15 protein-coding genes are annotated in these 19,264 nt (G+C 42.5%); 2 read left to right on the forward strand and 13 right to left on the reverse strand.

Annotation, left to right across the window (positions count from 1 at the left end; translation table 11 throughout):
* Positions 1 to 24 precede the first annotated feature (24 nt).
* From AACT23_RS01965 to matP, 5 genes are all read right to left on the reverse strand, one after another.
* Positions 25 to 222, reverse strand: coding sequence for a hypothetical protein (locus AACT23_RS01965; protein ID WP_094124672.1), 198 nt, complete (start codon positions 220 to 222; stop codon positions 25 to 27).
* A gap of 362 nt (positions 223 to 584) precedes the next feature.
* Positions 585 to 866, reverse strand: coding sequence for a single-stranded DNA-binding protein (locus AACT23_RS01970; protein WP_094124671.1), 282 nt, complete (start codon positions 864 to 866; stop codon positions 585 to 587).
* A gap of 954 nt (positions 867 to 1,820) precedes the next feature.
* A complete protein-coding gene (locus AACT23_RS01975) occupies positions 1,821 to 2,156 on the reverse strand; it encodes a hypothetical protein (protein ID WP_013856900.1) in 336 nt (111 codons plus the stop codon).
* 128 nt (positions 2,157 to 2,284) lie between these two features.
* Entirely contained in the window at positions 2,285 to 2,602 is a 318-nt protein-coding gene (locus AACT23_RS01980) for a DUF3634 family protein (protein ID WP_013856901.1), read from the reverse strand.
* A gap of 14 nt (positions 2,603 to 2,616) precedes the next feature.
* Positions 2,617 to 3,066, reverse strand: a complete 450-nt coding sequence (gene matP / locus AACT23_RS01985; RefSeq protein ID WP_026027109.1) for a macrodomain Ter protein MatP — start codon at positions 3,064 to 3,066, stop codon at positions 2,617 to 2,619.
* Positions 3,067 to 3,230: 164 nt separating this feature from the next.
* Between matP and AACT23_RS01990 the strand changes: the two genes are divergently transcribed.
* On the forward strand, positions 3,231 to 4,874 hold the full coding sequence (locus tag AACT23_RS01990; RefSeq protein WP_094127625.1) for a S16 family serine protease: 1,644 nt from the start codon (positions 3,231 to 3,233) through the stop codon (positions 4,872 to 4,874).
* A 71-nt stretch (positions 4,875 to 4,945) separates the two neighbouring features.
* Positions 4,946 to 5,464 (forward strand): bifunctional 3-hydroxydecanoyl-ACP dehydratase/trans-2-decenoyl-ACP isomerase, encoded by a 519-nt coding sequence (gene fabA / locus AACT23_RS01995; protein WP_013856904.1) that lies wholly within the window; start codon positions 4,946 to 4,948, stop codon positions 5,462 to 5,464.
* 136 nt (positions 5,465 to 5,600) lie between these two features.
* On the opposite strand, the gene rmf is transcribed toward fabA, so the two are convergent.
* The 8 genes from rmf to AACT23_RS02035 all read right to left on the reverse strand — a co-directional run bounded on the left by rmf (position 5,601) and on the right by AACT23_RS02035 (position 19,224).
* Positions 5,601 to 5,774: a ribosome modulation factor gene (rmf, locus tag AACT23_RS02000; RefSeq protein ID WP_010320553.1), complete on the reverse strand. Its 174-nt coding sequence runs from the start codon at positions 5,772 to 5,774 to the stop codon at positions 5,601 to 5,603.
* A gap of 169 nt (positions 5,775 to 5,943) precedes the next feature.
* The gene (locus tag AACT23_RS02005; protein ID WP_094127627.1) at positions 5,944 to 7,833 is read right to left on the reverse strand and encodes a DUF3466 family protein; all 1,890 of its coding nucleotides are present in this window, start codon (positions 7,831 to 7,833) and stop codon (positions 5,944 to 5,946) included.
* 9 nt (positions 7,834 to 7,842) lie between these two features.
* Positions 7,843 to 9,759 carry an ABC transporter ATP-binding protein gene (locus AACT23_RS02010; protein WP_094127630.1) on the reverse strand — a complete coding sequence of 639 codons (1,917 nt, stop codon included), beginning with the start codon at positions 9,757 to 9,759 and terminating at the stop codon, positions 7,843 to 7,845.
* Complete coding sequence (locus AACT23_RS02015) at positions 9,737 to 9,985, reverse strand: glutaredoxin family protein (protein WP_013856908.1); 249 nt, start codon at positions 9,983 to 9,985, stop codon at positions 9,737 to 9,739. The genes AACT23_RS02010 and AACT23_RS02015 overlap by 23 nt, the downstream gene beginning before the upstream one ends.
* A 3-nt stretch (positions 9,986 to 9,988) precedes the next feature.
* On the reverse strand, positions 9,989 to 12,118 hold the full coding sequence (gene rlmKL, locus AACT23_RS02020) for a bifunctional 23S rRNA (guanine(2069)-N(7))-methyltransferase RlmK/23S rRNA (guanine(2445)-N(2))-methyltransferase RlmL (protein ID WP_094127634.1): 2,130 nt from the start codon (positions 12,116 to 12,118) through the stop codon (positions 9,989 to 9,991).
* A gap of 476 nt (positions 12,119 to 12,594) precedes the next feature.
* On the reverse strand, positions 12,595 to 13,137 hold the full coding sequence (locus tag AACT23_RS02025) for a cell division protein ZapC (RefSeq protein ID WP_010320557.1): 543 nt from the start codon (positions 13,135 to 13,137) through the stop codon (positions 12,595 to 12,597).
* A 189-nt stretch (positions 13,138 to 13,326) separates the two neighbouring features.
* Positions 13,327 to 14,337, reverse strand: coding sequence for a quinone-dependent dihydroorotate dehydrogenase (gene pyrD / locus AACT23_RS02030; protein ID WP_094127637.1), 1,011 nt, complete (start codon positions 14,335 to 14,337; stop codon positions 13,327 to 13,329).
* A gap of 45 nt (positions 14,338 to 14,382) precedes the next feature.
* The gene (locus tag AACT23_RS02035; protein ID WP_094127640.1) at positions 14,383 to 19,224 is read right to left on the reverse strand and encodes an NAD-glutamate dehydrogenase; all 4,842 of its coding nucleotides are present in this window, start codon (positions 19,222 to 19,224) and stop codon (positions 14,383 to 14,385) included.
* Positions 19,225 to 19,264: the final 40 nt, after the last annotated feature.

A 19,264-nucleotide genomic window follows, 5' to 3' on the forward strand; every position in this document is an offset into this window, starting at 1 on the left:
AGCATTTATAACAGTTGAGAACGATTATCGCGTGATTAACGGTTGGTCTTTGGTGAGCTTACGAATGACAGCCCCACAGGATGGACATTGCGGCTGCATAATCGCTAGCCCTGTAAAGATTTCATCTTGGAACCACGGTTTATAACAAGATGAGCATTGATACATTGGGTCATCTTGGCGATTAACCATGCTGACGCCGCCCTTGTAGAAGATCTTTTTCACACTTTACTCCAGAGGTGATGTTGTTGAATTTGCGGTAATCCTTGAGTGAGTCTTCAAGGCCTATTTGCCAGAAGTCATAACACCTAGGACACAGCTCCTCGTACATGTAAACCTGATTATCCATAATGTACTCGGTGCATAAATGGCCTGTCGAGATGTTCACAAATATTATCGATGGAGTCACCACGATAAAAAACACGCTTTAATTCATCGATTTCATTCTCATCCCAACGTTTTAACGAATGCTCTTGAGGTGGTAAATTCGTAGCCTTGCTCCTTTGAGAAGGTCTGCGAAAGAGCAAGAATTCACTTGCTCAGATAGCCCTAAACTGACGTTTTCCATACAGCCCCCTAGCCTTTATTTATAAGTCGGGTTCGAGTGAGGTTAACAACAAGCCAAAGCGTTTTAATTCAAGGCCACCGAAGTTATTAATAACAAAGCTAGAGCTGTGAACTGTATAAAACCCTGCAACATGAGGCGGTTGGCCTTCTTCTAAATTGAGCTTCATCTCAACGGGAAATTTACCGCCTAAGTAGGCATAAGCGGTTTGTTCGTAAATCGTTCTTGGCTGCTTGCCGTCTTTGCCCGGTATAGTGCGAGTATGGAGGTTTTCGTTCTCTTTGAATATTTCAATTTTAAGCATGGGTGAATCCTTATCAATCAGATATATAGTCAAATTTGTTGAACAACAAAAAAAGATCATCGCGGAAAAATCAAAGTGAGATGTGTTGAAAAAACACGTGAAAAATTCCGGAATTCCGGAGTTAGTTCGGGTGTAACAGGAACCCGAACCGCTTCGCGGCCATTTTGGCCGATTACGTGATTGCTTGTGCGATGGTGCGGCGCCGTCTTCAGGATGAAGCCTGCATCCGCATCCATTCGCACTAAGCCACTCCACGCTCTCCTTCACAGTTCTCGTCGTCGTCATTCCGTCGCTTGGTCGTCATGGAATGTCACGCAGTGGCGTGAAAGTCGCACACTGAGGCGCGAGATAGTCCCAAAATGCGTTGAGTGAAACTGCCGCGCGGTGTCGGCATGATGAGAACGGCTTAGCATTCTTTCCGCTTGGCTGCTCATTTTCTCTCTACACGCGAGCGTAGCGTATAGCAGAGAAAATCGAGCCTATTAAAAACAAAGTCTTGTTGATGACATTCGACATACATCCACTAACATCTTGTTTTTATTACAGCAACTGGCGTTATTTTTAGTCGAGATAAGAAAAGCAATATAGTCACCACTAAGCCCTGAAAAGGTTTCAGGGCTTAGTGGTCAACGTGATAAAGGAGAACGGTATGTTAAAGTTGCTAACAGCAATAGTTAAATTGCTTACAGTCATCATCGAAGCATTTTTAAGCAGTAGGGAAAACACCTGAATTCGTATTATCCGACATTATATTACGGGTTCATTTTTGCAGAACGACTCAGCAAGCTGCCCACGTTCTGCTGCAAATGAAGTCGCCAGTGCTGACGCAATGGTACTGACGACTGCCCCTCAACATAATGACGCGCCACATAATGCGCACTCTGATTTATTAACCATCATAGCAATTGAAACCATACATCCAAATTTCCATTTCACAGTGAAATCACACCTTACTCATAACTCTGCTGCATTGATTTGTATCCGTATGTATTTCTCTGGAACTTTATATTTAAATTTTTTGCCTATCTTGATTTTAGATTTTGCTTTCGCGCAGATTTGGTAATCACCGTTTGTCCCAACGCCTACAATTTCTGCATAACTTTGAACATGCTTCATTTCGATCATCACGTCACAATATCCATCAAGCTTAGATCTATATTTTTTAAGAGCTTTAAGCGTTTGCTGTTTTATTGATTTCGCGACAGGATTACTTTCTGAATCGTCGGCATAACCCTTTGAACAGAAAACTACTATCACTAACGAAATGATAACTACACAGATTTTTTTCATCGTCGAGAACCTTTACAGAGATTTCCATCATGATATCAGCGAGTTATAAATGGACGATGTGTAAAGTTAATCGTTTCGACGATGTTCGTTTTTTAATGAAAACAATCTGTAACTTAAGAATGGCAGACTCAATGTGACTTCTTGGTTCGTTGCTCTTTTGTATGAAATCCCTGATGAGGAAAAACATTGCGAATACGCTGTTGAATTTTTTTAGGTACGTCTTTAGAAAAAACCAACTTAACACCCGTTCTCTGCTGGTAAACTTTTAGTTCGCCGCTCAAGTCTGTCTTTTCAGCAATCTCAGTCACATTATGTTTAAAACTTGGAGGGAAATGACCTTTAACTTGTGCTACGACACCATCTTTGAATTTAACTCTCAATATAGGCCGATCAACAGCGACTAACCAAAAGATAACTGCAGCAGCAGCCAGAATGACATACAACATTTTTATCTCCTTTCTTATTCAGACAGTAATTTACTTAAATCTTCTTTTAAACTTGAGACGGTTCTACTCGCTTTTTCGCTACGAGATGCTTCACTTAACAGGTATTCAATCGCGTCAGACAAAGTGCAACCAAGCTCATTGGCTCGATATGATAGTTTTTCCCACACTCGATAATCGAGATCGATAGATTTCTTTCTGGTGTGTAGTTGCTCGGCATTAAAGTGGCGTTTGCGTTTGGCTCTAATTGCTTGCTTGAGTTTATTACTCAGTTCAAGTGACATGTGCTGATCAATCCACCCAAGAACCAGATTGGGTTCATGCTCTATTTTTTTTAACTGTTCAATTGCAGCTAGAGCTTCGCTTTTGTCTACATAACGAGTGATTGTTTCGCCATCTTTCCACTTATTAATTAAGTATTGCCACTTCCAACCCGATTCCAAATTTTCAAGCTGTTGATATTTCATAACGTAAAATCCATGCCAAGTTAGGGTGACAGCGTAACCCACCATCGTTCAGAGTTCAATTTTTGGATTCAAAAAAGCGAACAAGATCAAGCATAATAATGGAGCTGTTAGACATTGCTATTTTTCTATATAATCTGGCTTCTTTTAATAAACACTAGATTTCAATGACTCAAAATATTTGGCGTTCAGTCACACCTCAGTATGATCAATTCCACTCGCAACTAGCTCAGTACCCTAGTCTATCTCCGGTAACATTACTCGACACACAGCCCAGACTAGCAACCGCTATTCAGCAGTTTGTTCAATTGAAAGGTTTTACACGAGTGATGTTGATCAACGCGCCAGATAACTCAATCTATCGTCAATTAGTCAGTCAAAAACTTCAAGTAATAAAGCCAAACTCGCACGTTATTTGTACGGAGTCCCTCGATATGGGGACTATCTTTGGCCAATACCGCGCTGAAAATGGGCTTATCACCAGCGAAATTCCTGGCTTATTGGATAAAGCCAATGGTGGTTATCTTCTGATCTCCGCTAATATGCTGTTGGCTAATCCTAAAATGTGGCCATTATTAAAAGCGGCAGTATTAGGCGAAGATGTAAGCCCCATTAATTGTAATGCTAAATCACCACACCCCTCACCAATCTCTAAAAGATATGAGGTCAAACTGATCATTTTAGGTGATAGGAACCAGTTAGCCGATGTCGACTATTTGGATGCAGACGTCCGCTCAAGCTTTTGTTTCTACACCGAATTAGAGTTGGACCTGAAAATTGATGAACAATCGATATTGACCTATCTCGCTTATTTACGTTGGATATCTGAAGAATACCAACTCCCTACACTGACTGAAGATGCCATTCCTGCTCTTATGACCGCAGGTGCCCGTTTCACGGAAGATCAACATTACACACCGTTATGTGTAATATGGCACAGAACACTCATAGAAGAAGCGGCCTTAGAGTCAAATCAGTATCCGATTACTAAATCTCATATCGAAAGCGCCTTAGACAAACGCTATTATCGAGAGTCTTATCTGCAGCAACGAGCACTCGACGATATACTTGATGGACAGGTAATTATCGAAACTCAAGGCGAACAAGTCGGCCAAGTCAATGGATTAACAGTGATCGATGTTGCTGGCCATCCTCTTTCCTATGGTGAACCAGCTCGTATCTCATGCGTTGTGCACTTTGGTGACGGTGATATTACCGATGTCGAACGCAAAGCCGAGCTCGGTGGTAATTTGCATGCAAAAGGCATGATGATAATGCAAGCCTTTGTAAGCAGTTCAATGAACCTTGACGCACCGCTTCCCTATTCTGCTTCGGTTGTCTTCGAACAATCATACAGCGAAGTGGATGGCGACAGTGCATCACTAGCCGAGTTATGTTCTTTAGTAAGCGCTTTATCTGAACATCCCATTAACCAACAAATCGCTGTGACAGGTGCGGTTGATCAATTCGGGCGAGTTCAAGCTGTTGGCGGGCTAAACGAAAAAATTGAAGGCTTCTACCATGTGTGTAAGCATCAGGGATTCACGGGTGGACAAGGCGTCATTCTACCAAAAACAAATCTAAAACATCTTGCGCTTCATAAAGATGTAGTCAATAGCATTAAAAATGATGAATTTCATATTTGGCCAGTCGCTACAGTTGATGAAGCAGTACCGATCCTTATGGGTGCGTCATTCAGAGGCGATGACGAAGAAAGCATCATTAATAAAATTGCTCAACGTATTGAAAACTTTGAAAGGCATGACCAATCACACAGTATTGCAGAGCGCATTAAAAACTGGTTTGTGTAGCACTGATCGGAGTTGTTTAGCGTACACGTGTTCCCTAATATGCACCCTATCAAAAATTGGAGTAACTGATAATGCAGAATAAACGAGATTCATATAATCGTGAAGACTTACTAGCCTCTAGCCAAGGTGAGCTTTTTGGGCCTGGCTACCCTCAATTGCCAGCGCCAAATATGTTGATGATGGACCGCATCACCAAAATGTCAGAAACCGAGGGCGAGTATGGTAAAGGCCTTATTCTTGCTGAGTTAGATATTACTCCTGATCTATGGTTCTTCGATTGCCATTTCCCTGGCGATCCTGTAATGCCTGGCTGTTTAGGTTTAGATGCGATGTGGCAATTGGTTGGTTTCTTCCTTGGCTGGGTTGGTGGCAAAGGAAAAGGCCGGGCATTAGGTGTTGGTGAAGTTAAGTTCACAGGTCAGATCCTACCAACAGCAAAAAAAGTAACTTACGAAATCACGATGAAACGGGTTGTTAACCGTAAACTTGTAATGGGTCTAGCTGATGGTCGCGTTCTTGTCGATGGCAAAGAGATTTACGTTGCAAAGGATTTAAAAGTAGGTCTTTTCCAAGATACTTCTGCTTTTTAATGACGTTAAACTATTCATAAGCGACTCATAGAGTCGCTTTTTTCTCATCAAAATACTTAGTTATAGTGCTTTAGTGTGGCTTGAATACTAAAAAGCCCCTTCCGGGGCTTAAATCCTTTTGCATGTATGTGGGAGTTTATTTGTAGAGACCAGCTTGTTTGTCATCTCTGGCATCGCGCCAACCACCTAGCCAATATGAACGAGCGTCCGTTTGTTGATAAGGGCAAGCCTCTACGGAACGTCCGTTTAAGCCAGCTTTATACCCATGAGACTGTGCTCTTTCAAGGCGATCACGCTTTTGTCTCTTCATCATAGTGTAGTCCTCATACAGTAACTTGTGTCTTACATACAACTATTAAATCTACATGGCATATCTGTTACGCCACAATTAAGAATTGCTCAAAAATTCGACTTTCTCAAGTTACAAAAAAGGCGCAGATTCTAAATTGTGAACTTGCGCCATTCTTTACACTATTTAATTATTTTCTGCGGAACCCAAAGAGAGCAAGTAGTGTCAGAGCAATCCACCCCATACTACCGCCTTTACGTTCAACGGGTGGAAGTGCCGTGCTACGGATTTCAATATCGCTAGCCGCCGCGCCAGCAATCGGGATCAGTTTAATCGCGACAACGCTTTCACTTCCAGAAGTACAGTATGAGTTATGGGAGAAATCGTCATAGCCTCCAGTACATTTAAATGCACTTGCTGCAATCACACCATCATCATTGATATCTGAGGCTTCAAAAATACGGAACTGGTTGTTATGTTGTGAGTAAGCCCCACCATTGGTTAGATCATCTAACCACCAACCTTGGTTCTGGAACAACGCCATTCTTGCTGCATTACTCCCTGTACCGTTGAAAGGATAGATAAAGCCACGATGACGACGTTGTTTACCTCCATCTTCACGGCCTTTTTCTGCATCGATTTGACCGACAATTTCATTGAAATTATTGATCGCTTTCGCTTCACCGCCAGCACCAGTAAAGAAAATTCCACCTGATAGATAGTTAGCTACAGGCGTTCCGCTATTGGCATCCGACACGAAAATACGGTTTGCTGCTGCGCCACTTTCAGGTTTATCGCCTCGACGTTTTGTTTCACCGATCACGATTAAATGGTTATTAATATCTGTCGCTAATGAGTTGGAGTAAATCACATCTCCATCCACTTTCAGTTCTGTGCCAGTAATAACCTTACTACTCCACATATCATGCTTAGGCGTTGTTACGTCGTAACTTGCATTAGGATAGAATACTGTTGCTTGCATTCTAAACACATTATCATCGCGATAGGTATTAAAACCAGCCATAACTGGCTTGTTAGCGTAACTGCCAGATGTAGAAACAGCAGCGCCTCTTACACTTGCTTGAGCAGAGTATCCGCTACGGTTTGCTTCAACATCACCGACCCACCCTGTTACGCGGTAACCCGTCGAGGTAGATGCTGTGTCCCACATATAAGCTTGGGTTGCAAAAGCAAAGTTTTGGCATTGACGAGTCGTTTGAGGATCAACACTGTCATTCACACAAGTGTTAACATCACCGTTATAATCTTTATTGTCGTCATCGCTATTTCCAGTTAAGTAAGAGCTTACCGATACACTGCCTACTACAAACTTATTTGGGCTATCACCAAATACATCATAGGCAAATGTTCGACCCATTTTTTCAACAATTTTATTGTTAGTATCGCTAACAATAGACGTATCTGTTGGTGGGTTTAAAATATTGCCATTATAAAAACCACGTTGACGGTAGCCTAGAGCGTAATTACTTCCAGACTGTGTGTAACCGCTGCTCGTAATACCAAAAGCAGAAGTACCGTCTAACCCAGTTAAAACGGTATTCTGAGTATTTGCAATAGAGCCAAAAGTCAAAACAACTTGCGATGAATTAACAAAGGCCGCTGCATTTTGTAGATAACTACCATTATCCCAAGCATCACGCTCACGTTTCAAACCGCCAGTTTCAACATTGTTGTACTCAAAACCATGCCATTGCTTATCAGCCCATGCCTCACAAGTAGAATAACCGAGTTCGTTAGAGCAATAGTTTTTGAGATCATCAATATCCTGATAAACAAAACGATTATCCATTTTGAATGGCACTTCATCATGATAGGAAATGCCATCAGAACCATTGAGCGTATCGCCACCAAACGCAAAAGTATTACAGCTATTTCCGGCCGTAAAACATCCAAGAGGATTTGCTGAAAGGTTATCTTTTTGTATTGCCCTTCCATAATATTCATTAGCGACTAAGTTACCGGGTGTCACTTCTACAATTTGGTAAAGTGCAGCATGAGCTTGAGTGGCAGCCAGAATACTGGCCGCAATTACGGTGATTTTAAATGTTTTACTACTCATTAATAATCTCTAACTTTCCTGTTGCATTGCTTCGAGCTCTTCCCAGCGCTCGAAAGCAATTTCAAGCTCCTGCTCTTTCGCAGTTAACTTATCTAAAACGGGCTGTGTTTTGTCTGCTGATTGCATGAAAAACTCAGGATCGTTCACTTGCTGTTGAAGCATTTCAATATCATTCTCAAGTTGCTCTAACATTGCGGGCAACTCATCCATTTCTCGCTGCAGTTTATAAGATAACTTTTTAGGTTTTGTCTTAATTGGCGCTGTTTTGAGAGTTTCCTCAACCACTTTTTCTTTATTGCTGACATTTTCAGCAACTCGTGACTGCAAAACTTGAGCTCTTTGTTGCTGAGCATCGTGATAGCCTCCAACAAATTCTTCAATTTTGCCATCACCTTCAAAAATCCAACTCGTTGTTACAGTATTATCAACAAATTGACGATCGTGGCTGACAAGCAGCAATGTGCCTTGGTAGTTGGCAAGCAAATCTTCTAAAAGTTCCAAAGTTTCGATATCTAAATCGTTGGTTGGTTCATCTAAAATCAATAAATTATTCGGTTTGAGGAAAATACGAGCAAGCAACAGTCTGTTTTTCTCACCACCAGATAGCGCTTTTACTGGCGTTCTCGCACGTTTAGGGGCAAACAAGAAATCTTGTAAGTAGCTTAATGCGTGCCGTGGGCGCCCTGCCACCATCACTTCTTGTTTTCCGTCAGCTAAGTTGTCAATTACCGACTTCTCAGGATCGAGGATCTCACGGTACTGATCAAAATAAGCAACTTCAAGTTTGGTACCGCAATGTAATTTGCCACTCTGAGGTTGTAAATCACCCAACAGCAGTTTCAGCAGCGTACTTTTGCCGCATCCGTTAGGGCCAATAAGTGCAATGCGATCACCACGCATGATATTGAAACTGAAGTTCGAGACAATGTTTTTGCCATCAATGCTATAGCTAATATCTTTCGCTTCGAAGACAATTTTTCCTGAACGCGCAGCGTCATCGATTTGCAAGTTTGCTTTGCCCTGTACCTCACGGCGATCATTACGCTCTTCTCTTAGCTTCTTGAGTGCTCTTACGCGCCCTTCGTTACGAGTACGACGCGCTTTGATGCCTTGGCGAATCCAAACTTCTTCTTGGGCCAATTTCTTATCAAACTCGGCATTTTGCATCTCTTCTACGCGCAAGGCTTCTTCCTTGGCGACAAGGTACTGATCATAATCACCAGGAAACGAGCTGAGTTTACCGCGGTCAAGATCAACAATGCGTGTCGCCATTGAGTGGATGAACGTCCGGTCATGCGATACAAAGATGATTGAGCCTCTAAAATCTTTCAAAAAGCCTTCGAGCCATTCGATGGTGGTTACATCAAGGTGGTTAGTCGGTTCATCAAGCAAAAGGACATCAGGATCACACACTAGTGCTCTTGCAAGAGCCGCTTTACGCTGCCATCCACCGGATAAATCCGTTAGTTTGGTGTGGCCATCCAGTTTCAACGCCGCCAGAACATTTTGGATACGTTCTTCAAAACGCCATGCCCCTGTATGCTCTAGCTGCTCTTGAATGCGAGATAACTTATTGATATTACTTTCACTTGGATCGACAACTATGAGATCCAAAAGATCTTGATAGATCTTTAGATACTCACCAACTTCCGCTAATCCACCAGCAACATAATCAAAAACGGTGCCGGCTTCATCTCTAGGTGGATCTTGTTCTAATCGAGAAACAACAACATCTTGTTCTATCTGCATTTTTCCGTCGTCCATGATGATTTCTCTCGCAAGAACTTTCATCATAGTCGACTTGCCTGCACCGTTTCGGCCGACGAGACAAACTCGTTCATTTTCTTGCAATGCGAAATCTGCATGATCGAGTAATGGGTGGTCACCAAATGCTAATTGACCGTTATGGATGGTAATTAATGCCATTATTTTCTAACCAATGAAGTAATGTTTGTTGGTCAAAGGGCCAGCTCAGTTCGGATTCTTGGTATTTAAGAACCGGAATAGTGACCCCGTAACGAGAGAAGAGCGCATCATCAAATGCAATATCAACGAGTTGTACTTGTTCAGCAATGTTTGCCTGCTGAACAAGCTGAAATGCCATCTCACAGAGATGGCATCCTTCAGTACTGTAAAGCGTGAACAACTTCATTCCCTATTCACTGCATGCATGGGAAATCGTCCAGCAGTTATGGATCTGCTTATTGCGTTCAAAATCCAGTGGTAATGTTTGCGCTGAAATATTTTGAGCAACTAAACCAAGCTCAGCTAGCGCTTCTAAATCCATTTTAAAATGTCGTTTATTGTTTGAAAACACAATCGTACCTTCTGGACGTAGGATACGTTTTAAATTTTCCATCAACTTAATATGATCGCGTTGCACATCAAATGTGTGTTCCATACGTTTGGAATTTGAGAATGTCGGCGGATCGATAAATATCAAATCAAATTGTTCTTTTGCAGTCTCTAGCCATTGCACACAGTCGGCTTGTTCAAAGCGATGCTGGTGTCCAACTTGACCGTTGAGCTTTAAGTTGTCTTTAGCCCATTCTAAATAGGTTTTAGACATATCAACCGTCATGGTTGATTTTGCTCCACCGCAAGCGGCATGAACGGTTGCAGAGCCGGTGTAAGCAAATAGATTGAGGAAATCTTTACCCTTTGCCATTTGCCCTAAGCGACGACGCGTCAATTTATGATCAAGGAATAAACCCGTATCGAGATAATCATGTAAATTGACAATCAGTTTAACGCCATACTCGTTCACTTCCATTGTCTCAGAAATTTGCCCTAATTTTTGATATTGAGAGCGCCCTTTCTGTTTTTCACGAACTTTGAGTACTACTTTATTTGCTTCTGTTCCGGTGACTTGAATCGCGGCACGAATGATATCTGTTAAACGGCGTTTAGCCTTTTCTTCTGGAATATCTTTAGGTGCGGCGTATTCTTGGATCACTAGGTGGTCGAGATAAACATCGATCGCAACATTGTATTCAGGCAAATCAGCATCATAAATACGATAGCAATCGAGTGATTCACGTTTCGCCCACTTACCAATTTTCGCAATATTTTTCTTTAAACGATTCGAAAAATCAGGAGCGATCACCGATTCTTGAGAAATAGACGCTCCCGGTTCTACCGTGCGCAATGAAATTGAGTAGTTCTTTTGGTGACAAGGTAACGCACCGTTATTTAACTTAAACTGCTTTTCAGCGCGCATACGCAAACAACTGAGTAATTCGTCAGAGCTTGAGAAAATCGACGCTTGGCAACCGCCAAATTCAGCCTTTAATTGCCCACCAAATGCCGTGTATAAAGCAATCAAACCAGGATGTGTACCTAAACGTTCACCATAGGGTGGATTACAGATAACTACACCATCCTCAAACCCTTCAGGACGTTTGATCAGTGCCGCATCACCTAGCTGGAAGGTAATCAGTTCTTCAACCCCTGCGCGGCGAGCGTTATCTTTCGCGGTTTGCAGCACTCGTGCATCGTTATCAAAACCAAAGAACTTACAGTCAACTTTCTTGACACCACGTCTTGCTTGAACATTGGCCTCTGATTTTATTTGCGCCCATAGTTCTGCATCAAAATCCTCTAAAGCTTCGAAACTCCACTTTGGACGCTTGAGACTAGGGGCCATACCAGCAGCCATCATGGCCGCCTCAATGAGCAAAGTACCAGAACCACACATTGGGTCGAGCAGTGGCTTCGTTTCACTCCATCCACTACGCAAAATAATAGCCGCTGCTAATGTTTCACGAAGTGGTGCTCGCCCCGCTTCGGTACGGTAACCGCGCTGATGTAAACCACCGCCCACCATATCAATCCCTAAAATGGCTTTATCTTTATGCAAGCGTACATGGACACGAAGATCTGCATGATCTTTATCGATCGAAGGGCGCGGTAAGTTCTTTTTGGTGAAACAGTCGACAACCGCATCCTTTACTTTCATCGCGCCGTACTGACTGTTGCGGATTTCGTTATTTGTGCCGTTGAAGTCGACAACAAACTTTTTCGAACTATGAAAATGATTAACCCAGTTCACTGAACTTGCTGACAAGTAAAGATCCATATCATTTTGGCAGGTAAATTCAGAGAGGACGCGAACAAATCTTGATGCTAGACGGCTCCACAAACAACAGCGATAAATCTGCTCTTTCGACGCTTTAAATTTTACCCCGGCCTGCACGGGTTTTGCGTCCGTAATCCCTAATTTGGTTAGTTCTTCAACTAATAGGTTCTCAAGACCGTTTGAGGTAACCGCTAGATATTGATTCATACTGCTCTTTTACTGATAAAAATGACCACGCATTATACCTGACAATCCCACGCTTGAGTAAAACAAAGTGTCTCTTTCACCTTCTCAACCATTCAATTGCTTAACTACTCGCCAATTTTACAAATAGACAAGCTTCGAGCATTGCAAAAACATCTCACTAGATATAGCAAGGCCTACGGGATAAGTGAGTATTTATTCACTGCATAATTGGACTATACCAGATTGTTTTTTGTAGTGTAAATTAATTACAAATGAGCTAAAAATGGGAATATGTCGGCCATTTCTAGCAATGTAGACACTGTTTATAACGTCACTTTTGAAGAAAAAAACATCAGAATCCTGAACAAATCTCACATTTAAGATCGAATTCAGACGGATAGGATTGAGTTGGGGAAAAGCTCTAGGCAAAAAAAATCGGCTATTAAGCCGATGGGAAATGAAACAAAGGAACGAAACGTTGTGCTATTAGGGAAAAGTTAACTCACAAGAGCAACGTGCTCTTCGAGCAAAATATGATTGGCGCAAGCCATACGGTCATGCATAACCTTAATGACCTGTCCGAATTCCAGCTGTTTGGAACCATTCAGTATGAACGCATCCAAATCGACTAAGGCGCAAAGACTAGCGCAGTCCCCTACCTCAAGTACGATGAAATAACCTTGGCTGTAGCCGTTGACCAACCGAACAATGTCACCTTCACTCGGTTCAAAACCGTAGCCTTGATGATCAAAAAACCAACTTTTAGGCTGTACAGGTTTATGAAAACGCTTAGCGGCAACACAATAGAGTGCTAATTCGGCTTGTCTTGGCTCACTTAAACCTAAATAGGCAATTTGCTCTTTGTAGGTTTGGAAAGCACTCGCATCATCGACTGAAAAATGATTCTCAGCAAAAGCACAATCGACGAGCAGATTACGGTAAAGATTGGTCTTAAAAACCATCTCATCACCAAGGTACAACATCAGGCAGCTTTCGCTATCTGAATAATACCAACTCCATTTGTCACTTGGTTTAAGCATCGTTCCACTCTCTAATTTTAATGAATTATCAAACTATTAGGTAAAACGCTTAATTACCTTTGCCAGCTAGTGAATGTAATTTTAAGAACAGAAATATAAAAAAAAAGAGGAAATGAATAACTCATTCCCTCTTACTTTGACCCAGTCACTTTTTATTTTTCTGAGTAAATACCTTTAAATCGCACTGATTTACAGGTTCTTGACAATATCTCTCACTAAACCTGGTCCGTGATAAATGAATCCTGAATAGACTTGTACTAGTTTCGCGCCCGCCAACATTTTTTCTTTTGCAGCGATACAAGAATCAATACCACCCACTCCAATAATGGGCAGCTTATCACCCAACTCTTGGTACAAGCACTTAATCACTTCAGTACTTCTTGATTGAACAGGACGACCACTTAACCCACCCGTTTCATTCGCGAATTTCATACCTTCCACCAGCGACCGATCCAATGTGGTATTAGTCGCGATAACGCCATCAATATTATGCTTGAGTAACGATTGGCAAATTTGTTTAAGTTCGTCATCAGAAAGGTCGGGAGCGATCTTTAATGTTAGCGGAACGTATTTATTATGCAGCTTAGCCAATTCAGATTGCTTCGCTTTCAGTACGGCAAGCAAATCATCCAATGCTTCACCATATTGTAACGTTCGTAACCCAGGAGTGTTGGGGGATGAAATGTTCACTGCTATGTAACCAGCATATGGGTAGACTTTCTCCATACAAATAAGGTAGTCATCTGCCCCGTTTTCAATCGGTGTATCTTTATTCTTTCCAATGTTGATACCGATAATGCCGTCATATTTAGCTTTCTTAACGTTCTCAACTAGATTGTCGACACCTAAGTTGTTAAAGCCCATTCGATTGATAATACCTTCCGCTTGGATCAAACGGAATAAACGCGGTTTATCGTTACCAGATTGAGGACGTGGAGTCACGGTACCAACTTCGACAAAACCAAACCCCATTGCACCAAAAGCTTCTATGCATTCCCCATTTTTATCTAGGCCAGCGGCCAAACCTACAGGGTTTTTAAAAGTTAAACCCATGCATTCGACTGGGCGATTGGGTAAGTGTTGACGATAGAAGAGATCAAGAGGAGTGCCTGTGAAACGTTTAAAGTTTTCAATGGCGAGATCATGTGCCTTTTCGGCATCAAGTTGAAAAAAGCCAGTCCTGGCTAAGCGGTAGAGCATTGTGCCTCCGAAATAAAAAGCCCCGTATAAACGGGGCGTTATTATTTACTCATTTGCCGCACAATTCAAATTTAAAAGTACTAATTCTCTTAATGCTACTGAGAATTTTGCAAATTCATGTACTGCACCAACTTTAAATTCGTTGAGGATACTCTCCCAGCGCATTAAGGATACCTCATTACTAGCAATCCATTCATCCAGTGCTTTCATTACATCGAGTTCTTCTGGCGCACAAGTACAATTCAATACTTGCGCAGTGAGTTGACGCTGCTGCCAGTCTAAATCTTCACGGAATGCAGCGCGAGCTAGTGCTTGCCAGTTGTTATCCACCGCTTGACCGTTAATCTGTTTTAAGAACCAGTGCAGTGATAAACGATCACCTAAGTTAAAGTAAAGCTTAGCTGTCTGAGCAACGGTCTTACCTTTATCACGTGCCACTGTGGATATATCCAGTGCTGAGTACAGGCTTGATAAACGAGCAACGTAATTCGCCAGTTCTGAGTTAATGCCTTTATCAATCCAGACTTGAGCCATGGCATTATGCTCTGCAACCTCTTCAGCAACGAGCATATTGTCTAGTTCAGCGGAAACGGCATTGACGTCAGTTTGATAAAGCGCAATCAAATCTTTGACCGATTGTTTGCCTGAACGATTACGCAGCAACCAACGAGATAAGCGGCGTAAGGTTCGGCGTACTAAGAAGATCACATCGTACTGTGCATCGGCTTCTGCTTTATTGTCGAGTAAACGAACCTGCTCAAGAACACGGCCTAAGCCATAGATTTCTCTTGCCGCAGTGTAAGCATTGGCAATATCGACAACATTCGCACCAGTCTCTTCTTGAAGACGGGTCACGAAATTACATCCCATTTCGTTCACCATCTGGTTGGCCAGAGCCGTAGCAATGATCTCTGCACGAAGTGGATGCTGTTGCATGTGCTGAGAATAGTTACGACGTAACTCAGTAGGGAAATAGTTGATCAACTGCTGTGAATGGAATTCATCGTGTGAAATCTCTTCACAAGCCAATTCCTCTTTCAACACCATTTTGCCGTATGCCACTAATACCGATAGCTCCGGACGGGTTAATGCAAATCCCTGCTTCTCACGCTCAAGCAAAGTTTCATCATCTGGAATGTATTCCAATGCTCGGTCAAGGTGCCCTGCTTTTTCCATAGCATGGATGAAACGAATTTGCTCTTTAACTAACGATACACCCTGTTGCTCAGTGACAGAAATAGCTTCAGATTGAGCGTAAGCATCTTCAATAACGATGCCTCCTACTTCGTCTTCCATCGACTCTAAGATCTGATTACGTTGTTTGACGGTAAGATCACCATTCGCCACCAAACCATTCAAGAAGATCTTAATATTAACTTCATTATCCGAGCAATCGACGCCGCCAACATTATCAACAAAGTCGGTATTAACACGACCACCAGTTAATGCATATTCAACACGTCCAAGTTGAGTCATACCTAAGTTACCGCCTTCACCGATCACTTTTGTACGAAGATCGCATCCATCAATTCTTAGAGCATCGTTAGCACGGTCACCTACATCAGAATGGCTCTCTTTCGATGATTTAACATAGGTGCCGATGCCGCCGTTCCACAAAAGATCCACTTCCATTTTCAAGATCATTTTAATCAGCTCATTAGGCGCAACAGAAGCCTTCTTAGTGCCGATCATTTTTTGAATTTCAGGCGTTAAGGTGATCGATTTCGCTTTGCGAGAGAAGATGCCACCACCTTTTGAGATCAACTTTGCGTTGTAATCTTCCCAGCTAGATCGTGGCGTGTTGAATAAGCGATTGCGCTCTTCCCAACTTTTTGCTGAATTTGGTGTTGGATCGATGAAAATATGCAAATGGTTAAACGCTGCTTGCAAACAGATGTGTTTAGACAGCAGCATACCATTACCGAACACATCTCCAGCCATATCGCCGATGCCAATCGCTGTGAAATCTGTGGTTTGGCAGTTAATGCCCATCTCACGGAAGTGGCGCTTGACTGACTCCCATCCCCCTTTTGCTGTAATCCCCATGGCTTTATGGTCGTAACCATTTGAACCACCAGAAGCAAAAGCGTCACCTAGCCAGAAATTGTATTCTGCTGACACTGAGTTAGCCAAATCGGAAAATGTTGCTGTCCCTTTATCCGCGGCTACAACTAAGTAAGGGTCATCTTCATCATGACGAACGACATTCTTAGGTGGAACGACTTCACCTTCAATAATATTGTCGGAAACATCGAGTAAGGCACGAATAAAACGTTTATAGCAGCGTTGTCCCTCGGCAAAGATCTCATCACGCGTGGTAAACATGTGCTGTTTCTTACACACAAAACCACCTTTTGCTCCCACAGGAACAATAACAGTATTTTTTACCTGTTGCGCTTTCACTAACCCTAGAATCTCGGTACGGAAATCTTCTTGGCGATCAGACCAACGTAATCCGCCACGTGCTACTTTACCACCACGTAAATGAACACCTTCAATATCAGGCGCATAAACGAAGATTTCGAAAGCCGGCACAGGAGCTGGAATTTCAGAAATCTCTTTCGGTTTCATTTTTAAAGAAAGCCAAGGTTTGATCTGATTGTTTTCATCCAGCTGGAAGTAGTTAGTACGGATCGTCGCACTAATCATCTCCATATAACGGCGAATAATACGATCATCATCCAAGCTATCAACACGATCTAACTCTTCAGTAATAGCGTTGATAAGATCCGTTTGCCCTTTTTGAGCCCCTTTGTGTTTAGGATCAAACCGCTTTAAGAATAGTTCCACCAGCCCTTTTGCTACATCTGGATAATGGCTGAGTGTATCTTCAATATATTGTTGACTGAATGGGAAACCCACTTGGCGCATGTAACGCGCATAAGCACGAAGAATCGAGACTTCGCGCCCCGTTAATGAAGCACCGAGTACTAGTCGGTTGAAGCCATCACTCTCTAATTCACCAGCCCAAATAGCCGCAAATGCTTGTTGAAAACGATCTCTCGCTTCTCGAAGATCGACACTCTTATCGCTCTTATGCAGCATTGAGAAATCTAAGATCCAATATGTTTGTCCATTTAACTTGCGTACTTCATAAGGTGACTCTCCGATCACCCTCAGCCCTAAGTTTTCCAACATCGGCATCACATCAGAAAGATGGATTGGCTCGTCACGGTGATAGAGTTTTAAGCGCACCGCTTTTGAATCGGCCGCTTCTTCTTGTGGGCGATAGAACAACATGCCGAGTTTGTGCTCTTCATCTAATGCTTCCAATCGCTGGATATCATCCACCGCTGAACCCGGCATCATGTCTTCTTTGTAAGAGCGAGGGAATGCACGCATGTATTCTTTCGATAATGGCAGCCCTTTACTCTCTCCAAAGTTTGCTACGATCGCATCTGATAAACGATCATCCCAAGTTGATGATGCTTCCATTAAATTTTGCTCTACCGTTTTTACATCGACATCCATGTTGTTATTATCAACACGTACGATGTAGTGTGTTCTTGCCAATGGGCTTTCTGAAAAATAAGTGGTGAACTCAACATCTTGCTCACAACCAAAGTACTGTTTGAAAATTCGTTGCGTTTGGCGGCGAAGCTCGGTGTTATAGCGCTCTTTGGTCACATAGACCATACAGCTGAAGAAACGACCAAACGGGTCTTTACGAACAAACAGACGCAGCAAATCCCTATCTTGCATTTGCACTACGCCCATCCCAACTTCTAACATCTCTTCTTCACGTGCTTGCAGTAACTCATCACGAGGATAGTTTTCTAGAATATTGTGCAGCGCTTTATAGGAATAGGAGCCTGCACGATAACCGCTGGCTTTTAGAATACGTTCTACTTTTTCGCGGATCAGCGGAATAGTTTCGACACTTTGGTTATACACTGCCGAGGTATATAGACCAGTGAAACGATGTTCACCGATCACTTTACCTGCTTTGTCGAACTTTTTAACGCCGATATAATCGGTATAAGCTGGGCGGTGGATACGTGATTGGGTATTGCCTTTAGTGACAATCAATAAAAAAGGCTTTTTGGCTTCAAGGCGCGCGGAATCAGGAAAGTCAGATAATTTTACGCTGCGCACACGTTTTGAATCAGAAAATAAACCCAACCCTTTTTCTGCTGTTGGTCTCAGTTCAGTATCGCCTTCGACCGTCACGAGGTCGTATTCTTTGTACCCCATGAAAGTGAAATTATGATTTCCCATCCACTTTAAGAATTTGATGGTTTCTTCGTAACGATCACTTTCTACAGGAATGAACTCTTTTTGTGTCTCCAATTGCGCAATCACTTGCACTAGTTTTTCTGACATTGGTTGCCAGTCTTGCACCACTAAAGCTGTATCGCTCAGAATACTAAGCAACTCATTTTTCAACTGTGTCATCGCTTCTTTGCTGCTAAGGCGGTCGACTTCAATATGAAAAAGAGATTGCAGAACACCCTCACCTTGGTTTACCGAAGTAATAACACCGTTATCGGTGCGCGAGATTTGCGTTGGACCATTGAGCATGAGGTGTGACGATAAATCCAAACGGCTGAGCGCCATTTTAATGGAGTCCACAAGAAACGGACTATCAGGGATTACTATTTCAACAATCGTGTGCGTTGACTGCCAACCTTGGCGGCTTACTGTCGGGTTAAATACCCGCACTGAACGCTCCTCCGGGTTTTTCTCGTTAATATGGTGCCATAGGCTAACTATCGCACCATATAAGTCAGATTCATTACGTTCAGTCAGATCATCTTTCGAAATGTTACTAAATAGATGTTGAGCAAGTTGGGTCACGAGCGGTTGATGAGCAAGATCGAGTTTGTCTTGAATCAGTTTGTACACTTTTTCAAGCAGAACTGGCACTAAAGTTTCACGCGCAGTCATAGTAGACTCCAAGATTATTATTTTTGTAGGGTATGCGGTA

It is taken from the genome of Vibrio sp. V09_P4A23P171 (assembly GCF_963875615.1).
Classification (GTDB): domain Bacteria; phylum Pseudomonadota; class Gammaproteobacteria; order Enterobacterales; family Vibrionaceae; genus Vibrio; species Vibrio anguillarum.